This window comes from Microbacterium sp. H83 (assembly GCF_001650405.1).
In the GTDB taxonomy this organism is placed as follows: Bacteria; Actinomycetota; Actinomycetes; order Actinomycetales; family Microbacteriaceae; genus Microbacterium.
Genome location: NZ_LWCU01000004.1, coordinates 81,007 through 97,554, shown reverse-complemented (window position 1 = coordinate 97,554; position 16,548 = coordinate 81,007). Strand labels below are relative to the sequence as shown.

At 70.3% G+C, this 16,548-nt stretch carries 20 protein-coding genes and 1 pseudogene; 6 read left to right on the top strand and 15 right to left on the bottom strand.

Annotated elements, in window-relative coordinates; all coding sequences use genetic code 11:
- Nucleotides 1–247: 247 nt before the first annotated feature.
- The 5 genes and pseudogenes from A4X16_RS03075 to A4X16_RS03055 all read right to left on the bottom strand — a co-directional run bounded on the left by A4X16_RS03075 (nucleotide 248) and on the right by A4X16_RS03055 (nucleotide 4,120).
- Nucleotides 248–1,600 carry a sensor histidine kinase gene (locus tag A4X16_RS03075; RefSeq protein ID WP_231880247.1) on the bottom strand — a complete coding sequence of 451 codons (1,353 nt, stop codon included), beginning with the start codon at nucleotides 1,598–1,600 and terminating at the stop codon, nucleotides 248–250.
- Nucleotides 1,593–2,270 (bottom strand): response regulator transcription factor, encoded by a 678-nt coding sequence (locus A4X16_RS03070; protein WP_067116130.1) that lies wholly within the window; start codon nucleotides 2,268–2,270, stop codon nucleotides 1,593–1,595. The genes A4X16_RS03075 and A4X16_RS03070 overlap by 8 nt, the downstream gene beginning before the upstream one ends.
- A 78-nt stretch (nucleotides 2,271–2,348) precedes the next feature.
- On the bottom strand, nucleotides 2,349–2,552 hold the full coding sequence (locus A4X16_RS03065; protein ID WP_067116127.1) for a CDGSH iron-sulfur domain-containing protein: 204 nt from the start codon (nucleotides 2,550–2,552) through the stop codon (nucleotides 2,349–2,351).
- Nucleotides 2,549–3,498 (bottom strand): annotated as a pseudogene (locus tag A4X16_RS03060) (iron-containing redox enzyme family protein). The gene A4X16_RS03065 and the pseudogene A4X16_RS03060 overlap by 4 nt, the downstream one beginning before the upstream one ends.
- Before the next feature lie 172 nt (nucleotides 3,499–3,670).
- Entirely contained in the window at nucleotides 3,671–4,120 is a 450-nt protein-coding gene (locus A4X16_RS03055; RefSeq protein ID WP_067116124.1) for a carboxymuconolactone decarboxylase family protein, read from the bottom strand.
- A 199-nt stretch (nucleotides 4,121–4,319) separates the two neighbouring features.
- Here A4X16_RS03055 and A4X16_RS03050 point away from each other — a divergent pair, with 199 nt between their 5' ends.
- Nucleotides 4,320–4,499 (top strand): hypothetical protein, encoded by a 180-nt coding sequence (locus A4X16_RS03050; RefSeq protein WP_067116121.1) that lies wholly within the window; start codon nucleotides 4,320–4,322, stop codon nucleotides 4,497–4,499.
- A gap of 44 nt (nucleotides 4,500–4,543) precedes the next feature.
- Nucleotides 4,544–4,966, top strand: a complete 423-nt coding sequence (locus A4X16_RS03045; RefSeq protein WP_067116118.1) for a hypothetical protein — start codon at nucleotides 4,544–4,546, stop codon at nucleotides 4,964–4,966.
- Here the strand turns inward: A4X16_RS03045 and A4X16_RS03040 are convergent.
- From A4X16_RS03040 to sigJ, 4 genes are all read right to left on the bottom strand, one after another.
- The gene (locus A4X16_RS03040; protein WP_067116115.1) at nucleotides 4,959–6,344 is read right to left on the bottom strand and encodes an LLM class flavin-dependent oxidoreductase; all 1,386 of its coding nucleotides are present in this window, start codon (nucleotides 6,342–6,344) and stop codon (nucleotides 4,959–4,961) included. The two genes, A4X16_RS03045 and A4X16_RS03040, sit on opposite strands and share 8 nt — an antisense overlap.
- Before the next feature lie 67 nt (nucleotides 6,345–6,411).
- Nucleotides 6,412–7,137, bottom strand: a complete 726-nt coding sequence (gene pnuC / locus A4X16_RS03035; protein WP_197491754.1) for a nicotinamide riboside transporter PnuC — start codon at nucleotides 7,135–7,137, stop codon at nucleotides 6,412–6,414.
- Nucleotides 7,134–7,670 carry a GNAT family N-acetyltransferase gene (locus A4X16_RS03030; RefSeq protein WP_197491753.1) on the bottom strand — a complete coding sequence of 179 codons (537 nt, stop codon included), beginning with the start codon at nucleotides 7,668–7,670 and terminating at the stop codon, nucleotides 7,134–7,136. The genes pnuC and A4X16_RS03030 overlap by 4 nt, the downstream gene beginning before the upstream one ends.
- A 69-nt stretch (nucleotides 7,671–7,739) precedes the next feature.
- Nucleotides 7,740–8,669, bottom strand: coding sequence for an RNA polymerase sigma factor SigJ (gene sigJ, locus A4X16_RS03025; protein ID WP_067116112.1), 930 nt, complete (start codon nucleotides 8,667–8,669; stop codon nucleotides 7,740–7,742).
- 171 nt (nucleotides 8,670–8,840) lie between these two features.
- On the opposite strand from sigJ, the gene A4X16_RS03020 reads away from it, so the two are divergent.
- Nucleotides 8,841–9,578: an SDR family oxidoreductase gene (locus A4X16_RS03020; RefSeq protein ID WP_067116109.1), complete on the top strand. Its 738-nt coding sequence runs from the start codon at nucleotides 8,841–8,843 to the stop codon at nucleotides 9,576–9,578.
- A gap of 19 nt (nucleotides 9,579–9,597) precedes the next feature.
- Here A4X16_RS03020 and A4X16_RS03015 read toward each other — a convergent pair whose 3' ends face one another.
- The 5 genes from A4X16_RS03015 to A4X16_RS02995 form a co-directional block, all read right to left on the bottom strand.
- A complete protein-coding gene (locus A4X16_RS03015) occupies nucleotides 9,598–10,515 on the bottom strand; it encodes a DUF808 domain-containing protein (protein WP_067116106.1) in 918 nt (305 codons plus the stop codon).
- 150 nt (nucleotides 10,516–10,665) lie between these two features.
- Nucleotides 10,666–11,544: an FHA domain-containing protein gene (locus A4X16_RS03010; RefSeq protein WP_067116103.1), complete on the bottom strand. Its 879-nt coding sequence runs from the start codon at nucleotides 11,542–11,544 to the stop codon at nucleotides 10,666–10,668.
- Between the two features lie 14 nt (nucleotides 11,545–11,558).
- Nucleotides 11,559–11,828 carry a hypothetical protein gene (locus A4X16_RS03005; RefSeq protein ID WP_067116100.1) on the bottom strand — a complete coding sequence of 90 codons (270 nt, stop codon included), beginning with the start codon at nucleotides 11,826–11,828 and terminating at the stop codon, nucleotides 11,559–11,561.
- A 111-nt stretch (nucleotides 11,829–11,939) separates the two neighbouring features.
- The gene (locus tag A4X16_RS03000) at nucleotides 11,940–12,710 is read right to left on the bottom strand and encodes an anti-sigma factor domain-containing protein (RefSeq protein WP_067116097.1); all 771 of its coding nucleotides are present in this window, start codon (nucleotides 12,708–12,710) and stop codon (nucleotides 11,940–11,942) included.
- Nucleotides 12,697–13,257, bottom strand: coding sequence for an RNA polymerase sigma factor (locus A4X16_RS02995; protein WP_067116094.1), 561 nt, complete (start codon nucleotides 13,255–13,257; stop codon nucleotides 12,697–12,699). The genes A4X16_RS03000 and A4X16_RS02995 overlap by 14 nt, the downstream gene beginning before the upstream one ends.
- Nucleotides 13,258–13,494: 237 nt before the next feature.
- On the opposite strand from A4X16_RS02995, the gene A4X16_RS02990 reads away from it, so the two are divergent.
- Genes A4X16_RS02990 through msrA form a run of 3 tightly spaced genes read left to right on the top strand, consistent with a single transcriptional unit; the run spans nucleotide 13,495 to nucleotide 15,384 of the window.
- Nucleotides 13,495–14,319, top strand: a complete 825-nt coding sequence (locus A4X16_RS02990) for a glycosyltransferase family A protein (protein WP_082914239.1) — start codon at nucleotides 13,495–13,497, stop codon at nucleotides 14,317–14,319.
- A gap of 37 nt (nucleotides 14,320–14,356) precedes the next feature.
- Entirely contained in the window at nucleotides 14,357–14,845 is a 489-nt protein-coding gene (gene msrB, locus A4X16_RS02985) for a peptide-methionine (R)-S-oxide reductase MsrB (protein ID WP_067116088.1), read from the top strand.
- Nucleotides 14,842–15,384, top strand: coding sequence for a peptide-methionine (S)-S-oxide reductase MsrA (gene msrA / locus A4X16_RS02980; protein WP_067116086.1), 543 nt, complete (start codon nucleotides 14,842–14,844; stop codon nucleotides 15,382–15,384). The genes msrB and msrA overlap by 4 nt, the downstream gene beginning before the upstream one ends.
- Before the next feature lie 246 nt (nucleotides 15,385–15,630).
- Here the strand turns inward: msrA and A4X16_RS02975 are convergent, their stop codons facing one another.
- The gene (locus tag A4X16_RS02975) at nucleotides 15,631–16,440 is read right to left on the bottom strand and encodes an alpha/beta fold hydrolase (RefSeq protein ID WP_067116083.1); all 810 of its coding nucleotides are present in this window, start codon (nucleotides 16,438–16,440) and stop codon (nucleotides 15,631–15,633) included.
- Nucleotides 16,441–16,548 lie beyond the last annotated feature (108 nt).

Genomic DNA, 16,548 nt, shown 5'->3' with positions numbered 1-16,548 from the left:
CCGCGGGGGCGGGCGTGGCGTCCGGTGCGGTCTCGTGAGCGGCGAGAGGCTCGACCGGCACGGTCGGCGCGTCGGGAGCAGCCGGGGGAGTGGGCTGCGTGCGGCCCGCGGGGGTGTCGGGCGTCTGGTCCGGGGTCGGGTTCTTGTCGTTCATGCGTCCATGGTGTCGCGGGGGTGCTGAAGCCACCCTGAAGCGTCCTGAAGATCGTTTCAGGAACAGACGCGCCCGCTCGTCGGGGGGCGCTCGTCAGTCGGCCGGCGGCAGCGCGACCACGAATCGCGCACCGCCCCAGCGGGAGTCGTCGACCGTCACGGTGCCGCCGCTCGCGGTGGCGATGCCCTGCACGATGGCGAGGCCGAGACCGCTGCCTCCCACATCGCGACTCCGTGCGTCGTCGAGCCGGACGAACCGTTCGAAGATGCGCGCGCGCTCCGCGACGGGCACACCGGAGCCGTCGTCCTCGACGGTCACGAACACGTGTCGCCCCTGCGGGATCACGCTGATCGCGACGCGTCCGACGCTGTGCCGCGCGGCGTTGTCGGCGAGGTTGCGCAGCAGCTGTCCGAAGAGGCGCGGGTCGCCGTGGACACGCGCCGCGCCGATGCCGGAGCCGTCGACATCGAACCCCCTCGCGCGCAGTCGGCGCACCTCGCCGAGGGCGATGTCGTCGAGGTCGACGGCTTCGGCGAGCGTGCCGGCGCCCTCGTCGAGTCGGGCGAGCAGCAGCAGCGACTCGACGATGCCCTGCAGGCGCAGTCCCTCTTCCGAGACGACCTCGGCGAGCTCGCCGATGCTCGTGGTGCCGGGGTGCGCCTGTGCCAGCTCGGCATGCTGCCGGATCGTCGCCAGCGGCGAGCGGAGCTCGTGAGAGGCGTCGGACACGAACCGGCGCTGCGCGGTCGCGGAGGTGTCGAGGCGATCCAGCATCCGGTTCATGGTGGTCGCGAGCGCGGCGATCTCGTCGGCCGATGCCGGCACCGCGACGCGATGATGGAGGCGCTCCGCCGTGATGCCGTCGACCTCTTGCCGGATGCGCGTCACCGGCGTGAGAGCGCGACCGGTGACGAGCCAGGTCGTGACCCCGACGAGCACGAGCAGGAGGGGGACGGCGATGGCGAGCAGGAGCGCGACCGTGGACAGGGTCTCGGTGCCCTCCTCGACCGACACGGCGAGGACGAGGCTCTGGTCGCCCTCGATGTCCTCCGAGACCACGAGCATCGGCTCGCCGTCGATCGTCATGGTCTGCGGATCGCCGGAGACGGGCAGCGCGCTCGCGCCGAGCTCGTCGCGGGCGTCCTCGCTCGCCCCGCGCACCGAGCCGTCCTCGCCCACCACCTGGACGATCTCGTCGTCGAGCGAGCCGATGTCGCGCCCGCCCGGGCCCTTCAGCCGCTCGGCCAGCTCCTCGGCACGCTGCTCGGCGGACCGGACGGCGCCGGCGTGGATGCTGGAGCTGAGGATGCCGTAGAACGACAGCGCGCCGACGATCAGTGCGAGAGCGACCACCAGGGTCGCACCGAGCGTGGTGCGGCCCCGCACGGAGCGCCAGATGTGCGGTCGCTCGGTCTTCGGCCGACCGCTTCCCGTGCGATCAGCCACCGTCGGCCGCCAGTCGATAGCCCGCACCGCGGATGGTCTCGATCGCCTCGCGGCCGAAGGGCTTGTCGAGCTTGCGGCGCAGATGCCCGACGTACACCTCCACGATGTTCGGGTCGCCGTCGAAGTCGTCGTCCCAGACGCCCTCGATCAGCGCGCGCTTGGTGAGCACCTGCCCGCGGTGGCGCATGAGGTGCTCGAGCACGGCGAACTCGCGAGCCGTGAGGGTGACGGGGGTCTCCCCGCGCCACACGCGATGCGCGGCGGGGTCGAGGCGCAGGTCGCCGGCCTCGAGGACCGCAGGTCGTGCGACGGCACCGCGCCGCACCAGGGCGCGGATCCGCGCCACGAGGATCGCGAACGAGAACGGCTTCGTGACGTAGTCGTCGGCGCCGGTCTCGAGCGCCTCGACCTGGTCCCACTCGCCGTCCTTGGCCGTGAGCATGAGCACGGGGGTCCAGTTCTCCTCGGCGCGCAGCGCCTCGCAGACCTTCCAGCCGCTCATGCCGGGCATCATGAGGTCGAGCACGATCGCGTCGTACGCCGTCTCCCGCGCACGCCACAGACCGTCGATCCCGTTGTGCGCGACATCGACGGCGAATCCCTCGGCCTCGAGGCCCCGGCGGACGGCGTCGGCGAGACGCACCTCGTCGTCGACCACCAGGATGCGCATGCCTCCAGTGTGGCGGGCGCACGCTGAATCCGCGCTGAAGCGGGGCTCAGGTCACCGGTGACGTCGCACCCGTTCCCCCTATACGTCGGTGCGGAACCCCGATGCCTTGTGCGTGCCGTCGCAGAACGGCTTGATCGTCGACAGGCCGCATCGGCAGAGCGCGACCGTGCGACGAGCGACCTCGATGGGCCGTCCCTCCTCGGTCTGCAGCTCGGCCGCACCTCGCACGAGCAGAGGACCGTCGGGGTACGGCGTGATCGTCACGCGGTCGGGGGCGCTCATCGGGCCGCCCTGGCGTGCAGCGAGGACTCGCCGCGCGAGAACGCGTCGAGCATGTGGCCGGCCATCCAGCCGTCCACGGTCAGGCAGGCGGCGGCGCCGAACATGATGTCGCCCAGCATCTCGGGGTTGTCCTCGGCGAGTGCGCCGGCGAGGTCGCGTCCGGCGATCTGCTCGTGCACGGCATCCGCCTCGACGTGCTCGTCGAAGTAGTCCGTGACCTCCTCCGGGAACCCGAGGCGACGCAGGCCGTCGGCGTACAGCCGGCACGGGATCGACGAGGTCATCTCGTAGGCGGCCAGATGCCCGACGATGGCGCCGACGAGTGCGACGCGAACGTGATCGCCGCGGCGTCGTCGACGTAGGCGCCATAGGTGTCGTCGAGTCCGACGCCCCGCATCGCCCGCGCGTAGATGGTCTGATGCACCCGGTCCGGGCGCCCTCCGCCGTACTCGTCGGACTGGATCTCGACCAGAGCCGCCTTGGCGCGACCGTGGATGCGGGGGATGGCCCACGAGTGCGGGTCGGCTTCGCGCAGCGTGTAGATGGACCGCTGCATGAAGAACTCGACGGCCTGCTCCGCCGTCGCCTTCTTCGCGACGTACCGCGAGAGGCTCGGGCCGGTGTCGGCGTCCGCGAGGGCGAAGAGCGCCCGTCCGACGGCATCCACCGTGGGCTCGGGGAGCTCGGGCTGCGGCACGACCTCGCGCAGCGCGCGCTCGAAGTGCTGCTCGAGCATCCGTCGGGTGGAGATGAGGTCGGGGTCCCACTCGAGGTCGGGGTCGATGCCCGGGAGCGAGCCGTACGACGACGCGTACAGCAGGAACAGCGCGAGCTGGACGTCGTCATCCCGGATGATGTCGGTCGTGGTCTCGAGGGCGACCTCGGCATGCGTGCGGTGATCGGCGTCGACGTCTCCGGCGAAACGGCGGAGAACCGCGTCGCTCAGGGGGCCGCGGGCGGTGACGCCGAGGACGGTGGAGGGGGTGAGGGCAGGCGCGGTCACGGAAGTGCTCCCATCGATCGGATGCCTGCAGTCTGACCCCGCGGCGAGTGCGCGAGAAGGGTCTTGACGGGGCGGTGCGGATGCGGCACCACCCCGTCCCCCGGCCGGTCGGGTGTCAGGCGTGCACCGGATAGTGGCTGCTGATCGCGATGCGGTTCCAGCTGTTGATGACCACGGCGAGCCAGGTGATCGCCGCGATCTGCTTCTCGTCGAGCACGCCCTCGACGTCCACGCCTCGATCGGCGAGCCGGCCGTGGTCGCCGATCATCGTGACCCGCTCGGCGATCTGCAGCGCCGCCTGCTCCTCCGGGGTGAAGTACTGCGATTCCCACCAGCCGGCGATGACCGCCAGCCGATCGGCCGTCTCTCCGGCCTTCACCGCATCCGCGCAGTGCATCCTCAGGCAGAACGCGCAGCCGTTGAGCTGCGATGCCCGGACCTTGACCAGCTCGACGAGCAGCGGCGAGAGCCCGGCATCCTTCCCCGCGTCGGCGGCGCTGCCAGCGAACTCGAGCATGGCCTGGTACGGGGCAGTGTAGATCTTGTCGATGTTCACGGGGGTCACGTCGTCTCCTCGGTTCACGGGGCGCGAGCTGCGCCCTCACCAGTACTGACGCCGCAGCGGTCGGATGTGTGACGCCGCCCGCCCGTGCACGACTCAGCAAGGACGGTCCTTCCGGCCCCGGTGCATCGTGCCAACGGCCGGGCGGCCCCAGTGCCTGCTGAATTGTGCCCGTCGATCGGGCACTGCCTAGGCTGGAACCATGACCAAGAACTCGCTCTGGACCGTCGTCGGCGTCATCCTCGCCGTGGTGATCGCGTGGTGGATCGTCAGCGCGCTCTTCTCGATCCTGTGGTTCATCGCGAAGCTCGCGATCGTCCTCGTCGTCGCGCTGGTCGTCTTCCTCGTGCTCCGCGGGCTCTTCGCCTCGAAGGCCGACTGACCCCGGAGCCTCACACGCCGGGCGGCCGCGTCGTCATCCGGGGTATGAGACGACTCCACACCTTCGCCCTCGCCTTCTCCACCGTGCTCGGTCTGTTCGTCGGAGGCTGGGCGTACTTCTCGGCGCGCAGCTTCTACGACTCGTTCCCTGGCGTGCTCGGCTCCTGGGTGTCCGTCGACGGCCCCTACAACGAGCACCTGATCCGCGATGTCGGGGCGATGTACCTCGCGCTCGCCGCGGCCAGCATCGGAGGCCTGATCTGGCGGCATCCGATCGCCTTCCGAGTGCTCGGCATCGCGTGGACGGTGTTCGGCGCGCTGCACTTCGCCTACCACGCGCTGCATCTCGAGCACATGTCGATGGATGCGGCCATCGGCGAGATGGTCGCGCTCGGAGTGAGCCTGCTGCTCGGCATCCTGCTGCTGATCCCCGACCGCCGAGAGGCAGCGCGCCGACAGGTCAGGTGACGGGTGCCTGCGCGCCGATCCGGTATCTGGCCGCCCGGTGGGTGTCCTGCACGCGGTCGCCCTTGCCCTGCAGCTTGTGCCGCAGCGTGCCCGGCGTGTACTCCTCGGGATACAGCCCGCGCTCCCGCAGCACGGGGATCACGTGCTCGATCACGTCCTGCCAGGTGCCCGGCGTCACGGCGTAGGCGAGGTTGAAGCCGTCGATGTCGGTCTCGTCGACCCACGACTGCAGCTCGTCGGCGATCTCCTCGCCCGAGCCGACCACGGTGGGCCCGAGGCCGCCGATCGCGTTGTGGCGGCCGAAGTCGCCGACCGTCCACTCGCGGCCGAGGTCGGCCTCCTCCTTGAGGTGCTGCAGCACCGACTGGATCGCGTTGGACTCGACATTGCCGACGGGCTCGTCCTCGGCATACTGCGACAGGTCGACGCCCATCCAGCCTGACATGAACGTCAGCGCTCCCTCGGGGCTCGCGTACGAGAGGTACTCGGCGTGCTTCGCGGTCGCCTCCTCCGACGTGGCCGCCGTGATGATGGTCAGCAGCGTGTAGATCTTGGCGTCGTACCGGTCGCGACCAGCCGCCTCGAGCGCATCGCGGATGCGCCTCACGGTGCCGGCGAGCACCTCCTTCGACGGCGCGGCGACGAAGATCGCCTCGGCGTTCTCGGCTGCGAACGTCACGCCGCGGGGGCTGGCGCCGGCCTGGTAGATCACCGGGGTGCGCTGTGGAGACGGCTCGGAGATGTGGATGCCGGGAACGCTGAAGTGCCTGCCCTCGTGCCCGATCGGATGCACCTTGGCAGGGTCGGTGAAGATGCCGCGCTCCCGGTCCTCGACCACGGCGTCGTCCTCCCAGGATCCCTCCCACAGCTTGTAGAGCACCTCGACGTACTCGTCGGCGTGGTCGTAGCGGTCGTCGTGCGCGAGCTGGTCGGTCTGTCCCATGTTGCGGGCGGCGCTGGGCAGGTAGCCGGTCACGACGTTCCAGCCGACGCGTCCGTTCGTCAGATGGTCGAGAGTGCTCAGCCGGCGGGCGAACGGGTACGGATGCTCGAATGCGGTGCCCGCGGTGATGCCGAAGCCGAGGTGCTCGGTGACGGCCGCCATGGCGCTGACCAGCAGGATCGGGTCGTTCACCGGCACCTGGGCGCCGTTGCGGATCGCGGCCTCGTTCGTGCCGCCGTACACGTCGTAGGTGCCGAGCACGTCGGCGATGAAGATGCCGTCGAACGTCGCGCTCTCGAGGAGCTTCGCGAGGTCGGTCCAGTAGGAGATGGTGTTGTACTGGCGCGAGCGATCGTCCGGGTGGCGCCACAGCCCGGACGACTGGTGGGCGACGCAGTTCATGTCGAAGGCGTTGAAGCGGATCTGACGGGTCATGCGCTCCATGAGAACCCGATGATGCCGGTGGCGGCCAGTGCCGCCGACATCCGCCGACACATTCGCGTCAACGAGGCGGATCGGTCGGTATCGGCGACGTGATGGGCCGGGGATCGGGCATGATCGTCTCGACCTGGGGCTTGGCGTTCGCCTGCGCACGGCACCAGACGACGAAGCCCACCGCCGTGAAGACCCCGTAGAAGACGTACATGAAGCCGGTCGCGTAGAAGCCGGACGCGAAGAGCAGCGGCACCCCGACGACATCGACGGCGATCCAGATCAGCCAGAACTCGGTCCAGCCCTTCGCCATGCCGTAGGTGGCGAGCAGAGAGCCGACGAACGTCCACGCGTCGGCCCACACCGGCTCGAACGACCCGAGCGCGCGGAACAGCGGCGTGAGGGCGATCGTGCCGATCACGAGCACCAGCACCAGGCCGACCCGGGCGCTGTTCGGCGCCCACCGCGGCGTGACGCGACCGCCGTCCGACGACGCGCGCCGCCAGCGCACCCACCCGTAGATCGCGACGACGATGAACATCACCTGGCGTCCGGCCTGACCGAGCAGGTGCGGCAGCTCGTGGTCGGGGTTGAGGATCGTGCCGAGGAAGACGGTGAGCAGCAGCAGGTTGCCGATGATGCCGACCGGCCACGCCCAGACCTTGCGACGCATTCCGCCCAGCGCGCTGGCGAGACCGAACGCGTTGCCCACGACCTCGCGGACGAGCAGCGCCTGCCCGCCGGGGAGGACCCACTGCGAGTTGAAGGCGTCGACGAGCCAGAGCAGCGGGTTCATCGGGCGTCGGGGGCGTCGGGCGGGAACGCCCGCTCGTCGAGCACGAGCTGCAGGAACGTGAGGTCGAGCCAGCGTCCGAACTTCGCGCCGACCTGCGGCATCCGCCCGACCTGCATGAAGTCGAGGCGCTTGTGCAGCACGATCGAGCCGAGGTTGCTGCTGTCGACGGCAGCGACCATGACATGCACGCCGGAGCGGCGCGCTCGGTCGATCAGCTCGATCATGAGGGTCTTGCCGACGCCGCGCCCCTGGGCGTCGTCTCGGACGTACACGGAGTGCTCGACCGTGTGGCGGAAGCCGCTGTGCGGGCGCCAGCCGCCGAACGAGGCGTAGCCCACGACGCCGCTGTCGTCGACGGCCACGATCACGGGGTAGCCCCGCTCCTGCCGGTCCGCCAGCCAGGCGGCGCGGTTCGCGACGTCGATCGTCTCCTCGTTCCAGATCGCGGTGGTGTGCTCCACGGCGTGATTGTGGATGGCGGTGATCGCCTCGAGGTCGATCGCCTCGGCATCCCGGATCTGCACGTCGGTCATCGGGTCTCCTGCATCTGCGCTCGGGTGCGCACGGGTCGACGGTAGCAGGATGCCGGGCGTGAGCTCGCGTCAGGCGCCGTCGACCGGGCGGTTCCAGTGCGTGAGCTTGGCGGGATTGAGCACGATCCACAAGCGGGTGATCACGCCGCCGTCGACGTGCAGGTTCATGACCGAGTGCACGACGTCGCCGTCGCGGAAGACCAGTCCGAGACCCTCGCCGAACTGCTGCTCCTCGACGGTCAGATGCGTGTTCTTCGCCGCGATGCCGAGCAGGAACCGCGCCACGTTGTCGGCGCCGGCCACGACGTTGCGGGCCGCCCGCACCACGCCGCCGCCGTCGCTGCGCAGCTCGACGTCGGGCGCGAGGAATCCGATGAGACCGGCGACCTCGCCGGTGCGCGTCGCGTCCTGGAAGGCGCGGACCACGCGGTCGTGCTCGGCACGCGGCACAGCCGTCGCGCGGTTCTCGCGGACGTGCCGACGGGCGGATGACGCGAGCTGCCGCACCGCGGCGGACGACCGCCCCACGGCATCGGCGATCTCGTCGAACGGCACGTCGAAGACATCGTGCAGCACGAAGGCGACGCGCTCCGCCGGGGTCATCGCCTCGAGGACGATGAGCAGGGCGGTCGAGACATCGTCGTCGAGGGTCACCCGGTCGAGCGGATCGGCGGCCGGGTCGGGCGTCGCGGCGATCCTCGTCCCCACGGCGCCCGCGAAGCGCTCGGCGGGGACGGGCTCGGGCAGCCACTCGCCGACGTACTGCTCGCGTCGGCGCCGCGCCGAGCCGAGCAGGTCGAGCGCGACGCGCCCGGCCACGGTCGTGAGCCACCCCGCGGGGTTCGCGATCGCCTCGCGTTCACCCTCGTCGAGGCGGTACCAGCGCACGTAGGTCTCCTGCACGATGTCCTCGGCATCCGCCATCGTCCCCGTCATCCGGTAACCGAGGGCGAGCAGCCGACGCCGCTCGCGGAAGACGTCGTCGAGGTTCTCGTCCATGTCGTCTCTCCCGTGATGCCGCCCTGTGCCGTGCCTCTGCAGGATATGACGATGCGGAGGAGGAGAGTGTGAGGACGTCACACTTCGGGAGCCTGTCTCGTCATCTCTGAGGGAGGATGCCGCAGAGGCGTCTCGAGATCAGGCGCTGAGCCGCCGGAGAGAGGGAATCGGATGAGGATCGTCGTCGCAGGAGGCACCGGACTGGTCGGCAGGCACACGGTCGAGGCCGCTCGGGAGCGTGGGCATGACGTCACCGTGCTGGCCCGCTCGCGCGGCGCCGACGTGCTGACCGGATCGGGGCTGACGGATGCCGTCGCGGGTGCCGACGCGCTCATCGACGTCACGAACATCACCACCCTGTCGGCGACGACGGCGACGGAGTTCTTCGAGACGGCGACGCGGAACATGCTGGCCGCGGAAGAGAAGGCCGGGGTCGCTCACCACGTCGCGCTGTCGATCGTGGGGATCGACGGTATCGACGCGTCGTACTACGCGGGCAAGCTCGCCCAGGAGCGCATGGTCGCCGCGAGTGCCGTGCCGTCGACGATCGCGCGCGCAGGCCAGTTCCACGAGTTCGCCGGTCAGCTGCTCGCACAGCAGCACGGATCGATCGCCGTGATGCCGACGCTGCTCATGCGGCCCGTTGCGGCGCGCGAGGTGGGCGAGCACCTGGTGAGGGTCGCCGAGGCGGGGCCGGTCGGTCGCGCGCAGGACATCGTGGGTCCGCGCGACGAGATCCTCGTCGACGTGGCGCGGCGACAGGTGGCCGCCGACGGCATCCGCCGCGCCGTGCTGCAGCTGCGGCTCCCCGGCGCCTACGGCCGCGGTCTCGCGTCCGGCTCGCTCCGCGGCACCCCGGATGCGCTCCAAGGCGAGCTCACGTTCGACGACTGGCTCGCCACGCACTGAGCTCCGGAGGAGGCGAAGGTCAGACGTGCACGTCGGCGGGGGATTCCTCGCCCTCGTGGAAGCTCGGCTTCCTGCCGACCAGGCGTCCGATGCCGAGGATGACGCCGACGATGATCAAGCCCGCGACGAGTCCGGCGACGGCTGAGAAGAGGGTGTCGCCGATCCAGACGATGAATCCGCCCGCCGGCTCCAGCAGGAGCTCGATGCCGTGCAGGATGTCGGCGCCGAAATGGACCCCCACCTCGCCGAGGTTCACGAGCAGCAGGTGCCCGCCGACCCAGAGCATCGCGACGGTGCCCAGGATGCTGATGAAGCGGAAGACCGCGGGCATCGACCGGACGATGCGGGTGCCCGTGTGACGGACGCGCTGCACGGGGTTCTTCGCCATCTTCAGGCCGATGTCGTCGATCTTCACCAGCAGTGCCACCGCGCCGTAGACGACGCCGGTCATGATCAGCGCGATCACGGCGAGGATCGCGAGCGTCGTCCAGATGTCGAGGCCCGCTTCGAGGTTCGCCAGAGAGATGAGCATGATCTCGGTCGAGAGGATGAGGTCGGTGCGCACGGCGCCCCAGACCAGCTTGTTCTCGTTGCGCGCGCCCTCATCGGCGTGGCCGTGCTGCACGCCGAACCACTCGAGCACCTTCTCCGCGCCCTCGAAGCAGAGATATGCGCCGCCGAGGATCAGCAGATAGGGGAGCACCCACGGCGCGAACGCGGTGAGCAGCAGCGCGATCGGGATGATGATGACGAACTTGTTCGCGAGCGAGCCGAGGGCGATCTTGCCGACCACCGGCAGCTCGCGCGCCGGTGTGATGCCCTGCACGTACTGCGGGGTCACCGCGGCGTCGTCGATCACCACTCCGGCGGCCTTGGCCGAGGCCTTCATCGCCGCGCTCAGAATGTCATCGACGACCGCGAGCAGTCCAACCGACATGTACGTCTCCCCTGTGGTGTGTTCAGCGGAGCAACTCTATCGAGTCGGGGTGGCTCAGACGCGCGCCTCCCGCGTGCTCGCCAGTGCGCGCTGCAGTGGCCGGTAGTGCTCGACCACCGCACGGCGGTACGCCTCGACGTCGTCATCGCGTCAGCCGAGTTCCCCCGATCCGTAGGGGCGCACCGGCTGCTGCTTCTGGAAGGCGTACTCGCCGCCGATCCGACCGCCGAACGGGCGTCCGTGATCGGCGAACTCCTCCCGATAGAAGGCGAGCCGCCAGCGTCCGATCTCGAGCCGCGATCCGGTGCGGAGGATGCGGGCGTCCGCCGAGCCGTGCGGCAGGTTCGGCCGACCGCCTCCCGTCGCCGCAAAGGAGTACAGGACGTACTCGTCGTCCTCGTTGTGGCGGATTTCGGCGTGGCGTGCCTCCAAGCCCTCCAGGCGCAGATCGGCATCCGGCCCCGACCCGATCACCGTGCGGTCGGGGAGCAGATCGAACTCGCGGGGCCTGCTCCCGTCCCAGTCGCCCGATCCCACGGAGAAGATCAGTCGTGGCCGCCCCGATCCGGGGATGTAGTGCGTGGTGGTCACTCTGCGCCGGGCGTGGCGGCCGAGCGTCGGGAACAGCGGGAAGAGGGTCGGCGGGGGAGCCGGCACCGACAGGCCGCGCCGTCGGCCGTCGCCGCGCGGGCCCTCGTGGCGCACCTCCGGGAGCAGCGCGCTCACGTGTCCGAGCCTGATGTGCGGCGACCCGACGACCAGACGGCCGACGGGTCCGGCCTTCACGTCGCCCAGCTGGACGAGAGTCCCTCTCGGCCCCTCCACGCGCACGCGGACGCCGCGCTTCGCGAGTCCGTCGGCGAGGGGGCCGAGGTGGGTGAGGTCACGGCGATGCAGCCCGGGCAGCACCGAGGTGTCCTCCAGCACGACGACGATCTCGTTCCCCGCGGCGTGCACCTCGAACGCGGTCTGCTCGTCGCCGTCCGGTCCGACCTGACGGACCTGCATGTCGATGTCGAGACGGATCATGGCGCCGCGCCCGTTCAGGCTGCGTGCGGGGCGTCCGACGAGACGCTGTCGCTGGTGGTCACGCGAAGGGTGCCGGAGAACTTCCAGGTCGCCCGCGGTGCGTCGGGACCGATGTCCCGCGGCACCTCGACGGTCATGTCGTCGAAGGTGTAGTTCACGGCCGCTCCTCGACCCGTGAGGTACGACCACATCTCCCGCCCGAGGTCCGTCCAGTCGGTGATGGATGCGGCGGTGGGGCCCGCGTCGGACGCGAACAGCCCCGACGGCTCGGTCGACTCGTTCATGGGTACTCCTTCGTGAGGCGGGGCCTCGTGCTCCGGTGGATCGGGGCTGCCGTTCGGCCCCGTACCTGTTGTTCCCCCGGACGGGCGTCCGCGGATGCAGGAGGACGGAACTCAGTCGAAACTCAGCGGCCCGCGCACGATCGAGTCGCCCGAATGCGCGGGATCGCCGTCCACCGGCTCGAACGACACGTCAACGAGGTCGTACTCCGCGAGGTCGACGTTCGACGGGATCGCGAAGGACCCCGTCCCCTCCTCCAGGACGCCCAGGCTGATGAGCGCGGTCCCGTCGCCGCGGATCAGCCACACCTCGCGGTAGTCGTCGGCGTCAGCCGTGCCGTCGACGGTGACCCTCAGCGTGCGCGCTCCCGAGCGATCCTCGTCCACCTCGGCCGAGCCCACCGCGTCGGGATGGTCGGGGAACGGGTCGAGGGTCGCGGTCGCGATGGTGGTGGGCTGAGCGGAGGACACCGCCGCCCATGTGCCGACGCCGACCACCGCGATCACGGCGACCGACGCCGCGAGCGTCCACCACACGCGGCGCGACGCGGCGCGGTGACGCGAGGATCGCGCACGCGCCGGGTCGGGCGCAGGTGCACGTGCCGGGTCGGGCGCAGGCGCGGGGGTCCCGGACGGCCGCAGCGGGTCGCTCGCATGTGCGGTGTCGAGATGCAGCTCGTGGTGGATGCGGTCCCACACCAGTGTGCGGGGCAGCTCCAGCTCGGCGTCGTCGACCGTGGCGCGTCCGACGCTGGCGGCGTGGGTGAGCGCGGCGATCTCGCGACGGCAATCCGCGCACGCGTCGAGGTGGGCGCGCTCCGCATCGGAGGCGACCGGCTCCCCGAGCGCCAGCAGCGCGAGCTGCTCCGGATCAAGGTGCGACACGGGTGACCTCCAATCGGTCGCGCATGCGGGTGAGACTTCGGCGGATATGACTCTTCACGGTTCCGAGAGGCATGTCCAACCGTCGGGCGATCTCCTCGTGGGTGAGATCGTCGAAGAACGCCATCCGCATGACGAGCCGGGCGTCGGGCTGCAGCTGGCGCATCTCGTTCGCGACGAGGATCGTCTGCGAGAGGTCGATCGGCGCGGTGACGAGGTCGTCCGGCGAGGTGAGCCGCACCATCTCCTCGTGCAGTCGGCGGATCCGGGCCCGGGACTCGTGCATATCGGCGATCCGGCGTCGGGCGATCGTGATGAGCCAGGTGCTGATCCGCGCCCTCGTCGAGTCGTAGCCGGTCCGCGACGTCCACGCCGAGACGAACGTGCGCTGCGTGACGTCCTCGGCATCCGTGCGATCGCCGAGCGAGCGCAGAGCCAGTGTGTAGACCACCGGCGACCAGCGCCGGTAGAGCTCGGCGAGCGCGGCTTCGTCGCCGTTCACGAACCGCTCGTTCAGAGCGGTCTCGTCGACATCGTCGTCCCGCGACACAGGAGCCTCCTTCCGTCGCTCATGTCGTGCATCCGGGGTTCACTGCGGCCGTGCGATTGCGACGACATTATCGCGGTGGTGATCGCAGGCGACAGGGGCGGCGGATGCTGCCCTTCGCACTCTTGTTCCGGCCGGGGCGGCTCTCTGGATGCAGGGGGAGGTCGTCGATGCACGAGGGTGACCGGGGTGCGGGTCAACCCCCGATCGCTCGCGGGGGTCCGCTCGTATCGTGGCGGGATGCAGGACGAGAACACGGCCACCAGGGGCGACCGCACGACCGTGGGCGTCGTGATCCCGTCGCGGGACGACGCGGCGATGCTCGAGCGGTGTCTTCGCGCGCTGCGGGATCAGAGCAGGACGCCCGACGAGATCATCGTGGTCGACGACGGCTCGCGCGACCGCACCGCCGCGGTGGCCCGGTCGTTCGGTGCGCGGCTCGTCGTGCTGCCGGGTGACGGGATCCCCGCGGCCAGCGCCGCCGGATACGACGCGGCGACGGCCGACATCCTCTGCCGCCTCGACGCCGACTGCGTCCCGCCGACCGACTGGGTCGAGACGATGACCGGCATCCTCGAGGCGGATGCCAGCCTCGTGGCCGTCAGCACCGGAGCGCGAGCCGTCGACGGACCCCCGCGATGGCGGGCGCTCGTGCCGCGTCTCTACCTCGCGGCGTACCGCGCGGTGCTGACGCCCACCCTCGGCCACCCGCCGCTGTTCGCCTCCAGTCTCGCGCTGCGGGCGTCGGCGTGGCACGCGGTGCGCGACGAGGTGCACCGCGACGACCCGGCTGTGCACGACGACCTGGATCTGGCCTTCCATCTCGGCGGTCTCGGCCGCGTCGCATTCCGCTCGGACGTCACGGTCGGCATGTCGTGGCGGTCCTTCCAGGGTTTCCGCTCCGGTCTCCGACGCGTGCGGCGAGGCTTCCACACGGTCGTCGTGCACTGGCCCCGCGACTTCCCGCCGCGGCGATGGCTGCGGCTCGTCGGCCTTCGCAGAACTCACAGCGCGCTCACAGCCCCGAGGGACCAAAACCGGAGCCTCGACGGTTCTCCTCTATGACGCCGCAGCCAGCCGCATCGGACAAAGGAGACACACGATGTCGAACGACTACCGCAAGACACCCGAGGCCGTCAGCGACCTCACCCACCTGCAGTACGAGGTGACGCAGGAGGATGCCACCGAGCCTCCCTTCCGCAACGCGTACTGGAACACGCACGACGACGGCATCTACGTCGACGTCGTCTCGGGACAGCCGCTGTTCTCGTCGACCGACAAGTTCGACAGCGGCACCGGGTGGCCGAGCTTCACCAGGCCGATCGATGGTGACGCCGTCACGACGCGCACCGACCGGAAGCTGTGGATGACCCGCACGGAGGCGCGCTCCAGCGGCGCGGACAGCCACCTCGGGCACGTGTTCGATGACGGTCCGCGGGATGCCGGCGGACTCCGCTACTGCATGAACTCCGCCGCTCTGCGATTCATCCCCGCTGACAGGCTGGAGGATGAGGGGTACGGTCGCTACCGACGCCTCTTCCCCCACTCCGATTCCCCCACGACCCCCACGACCATCGAGGAGCAGTCATGACCGACACCGGCACCATCACCCGCACTCCCGGCACCGAGACCGCCGTCCTCGCCGGCGGCTGCTTCTGGGGCATGGAGGACCTGATCCGCCGCCAGCCCGGCGTGCTCGACACGCGCGTCGGCTACACCGGCGGCCAGAACGACCATGCGACCTACCGGAACCACCCCGGTCACGCCGAGGCCGTCGAGATCGTCTTCGACCCCTCGAAGACGACGTATCGCGACATCCTGGCGTTCTTCTTCCAGATCCACGACCCGTCGACGCTGAACCGGCAGGGCAACGACATCGGCTCGAGCTACCGGTCGGCCATCTTCCCGCTCAGCCCCGAGCAGGAGCAGGTCGCACGCGACACGATCGCGGACGTCGACGCCTCGGGTCTGTGGCCCGCGAAGGCCGTCACCACGATCGAGCCCGAGGGCCCGTTCTGGCAGGCCGAGGAGGAGCACCAGGACTACCTGCTGAAGTACCCGAACGGCTACACCTGCCACTTCCCGCGTGCGGGATGGGTGCTGCCGAAGCGCGAGGACGCTGCGGTCTGACCGCATCCGTGATCTGACCGCATCCGCCGGGCCCCCGTCTCTTAGGCGGGGGCCTTCGCATTTCCGCGCGCCCGCTCGCAGCCTTCGGTCGCGCACCCGGGAACGAAGGAGATCTCCCGGAAAGAAGGAGTGATTGCTCGAAAGCATCCTTCGTTTCGCAAGTTCTCCTGCGTTGCGGGTGCGGGTGCGGGTGCGGTTCCGCGCGCGTGAAGGGTGAGGCGGGGAGAGGGGGAGTCCCTCCGCGGGTCAGCCCTCGGCGAGGAACGCCAGCGCCGCCTCCTTGAACGCCCTCGAGCCCGGGGCGTTGAAGTGGTTGCGGTCGGGGATCTCGAAGAAGCGACCCTGCGGTGCGGCGGACGCGAGCGCGCGGGATCCCTCGATGATGGCGTCCTTCGACCCCGTGGCGAACAGGATCGGCGCCGCGGGGGCGTTCGTCGGGTCGGGGTCGATCGTCCGCGACGACCGCAGCCCCTCGGCCAGCGCCACCAGCGCACCGAGGTCGTTGCCCGGCACGCGCTCGGTCAGCGCGATGTAGTTCTGCGTCGTGGGGTCGGCGACGGGGGTGCCGTCGGCGAGGTACGCCCGCACCTGGTCGAGATCCAGACGGGCGAGCGGGATGCCGTCGGGCACGCCGCCGAGCACCGCCCGGCCGATCCGCTGCGGCAGGTCGCGCACGACCTCCCAGCCGACGCGCGCGCCGAGCGAGTAGCCGACGTACGACGCCTCGTCCACGAGGTAGGTGTCCATGACCGTCTCGACGTCTGTCGCCAGGGTGCGGATGCCGTACGCATCCGCCTGATGCGGCTTCTCGCTGAGCCCGTGGCCGCGCTGGTCGAGGGCCAGCACGCGATACCCGGCTCTGGTGAGCTCGCGCGCCCACCCGGTGAGCACCCAGGTGTCGCGGGCGCTGGAGGCGAAGCCGTGCACGATCACCACGACCGGGGCGTCGAGCTCGCCCCACGTGTAGGTCGCGAGGCGCGTGCCGTCTGCGGCGTACACCTGCTGGGGGTCGGGCATCTGGGTGAGGTCGGAGAGAGGGACAGCCACGGCATCCATTCTGCTCTCCGTCGCGACAGGCGAGCGCCCGTCACGACAGGCGAACGCCCGTCACGACAGGCGAGCGCCCGTCACGACAGGCGAACGCCCGGAAACAGGCGAATCCTG

Excerpts from the sequence above, each read along its gene's own strand:
- msrB (WP_067116088.1), top strand. The coding sequence starts at position 14,357 with ATGTCGAACGACTACCGCAAGACACCCGAGGCCGTCAGCGACCTCACC.
- A4X16_RS03050 (WP_067116121.1), top strand. The coding sequence starts at position 4,320 with ATGACCAAGAACTCGCTCTGGACCGTCGTCGGCGTCATCCTCGCCGTG.
- A4X16_RS03020 (WP_067116109.1), top strand. The coding sequence starts at position 8,841 with ATGAGGATCGTCGTCGCAGGAGGCACCGGACTGGTCGGCAGGCACACG.
- A4X16_RS03065 (WP_067116127.1), bottom strand. The coding sequence starts at position 2,552 with ATGAGCGCCCCCGACCGCGTGACGATCACGCCGTACCCCGACGGTCCT.
- A4X16_RS03040 (WP_067116115.1), bottom strand. The coding sequence starts at position 6,344 with ATGACCCGTCAGATCCGCTTCAACGCCTTCGACATGAACTGCGTCGCC.
- A4X16_RS02975 (WP_067116083.1), bottom strand. The coding sequence starts at position 16,440 with ATGGATGCCGTGGCTGTCCCTCTCTCCGACCTCACCCAGATGCCCGAC.
- A4X16_RS03015 (WP_067116106.1), bottom strand. The coding sequence starts at position 10,515 with ATGTCGGTTGGACTGCTCGCGGTCGTCGATGACATTCTGAGCGCGGCG.
- A4X16_RS02990 (WP_082914239.1), top strand. The coding sequence starts at position 13,495 with ATGCAGGACGAGAACACGGCCACCAGGGGCGACCGCACGACCGTGGGC.
- A4X16_RS03045 (WP_067116118.1), top strand. The coding sequence starts at position 4,544 with ATGAGACGACTCCACACCTTCGCCCTCGCCTTCTCCACCGTGCTCGGT.
- A4X16_RS03030 (WP_197491753.1), bottom strand. The coding sequence starts at position 7,670 with ATGACCGACGTGCAGATCCGGGATGCCGAGGCGATCGACCTCGAGGCG.
- sigJ (WP_067116112.1), bottom strand. The coding sequence starts at position 8,669 with ATGGACGAGAACCTCGACGACGTCTTCCGCGAGCGGCGTCGGCTGCTC.
- msrA (WP_067116086.1), top strand. The coding sequence starts at position 14,842 with ATGACCGACACCGGCACCATCACCCGCACTCCCGGCACCGAGACCGCC.
- A4X16_RS03010 (WP_067116103.1), bottom strand. The coding sequence starts at position 11,544 with ATGATCCGTCTCGACATCGACATGCAGGTCCGTCAGGTCGGACCGGAC.
- A4X16_RS03070 (WP_067116130.1), bottom strand. The coding sequence starts at position 2,270 with ATGCGCATCCTGGTGGTCGACGACGAGGTGCGTCTCGCCGACGCCGTC.
- A4X16_RS03005 (WP_067116100.1), bottom strand. The coding sequence starts at position 11,828 with ATGAACGAGTCGACCGAGCCGTCGGGGCTGTTCGCGTCCGACGCGGGC.
- pnuC (WP_197491754.1), bottom strand. The coding sequence starts at position 7,137 with ATGAACCCGCTGCTCTGGCTCGTCGACGCCTTCAACTCGCAGTGGGTC.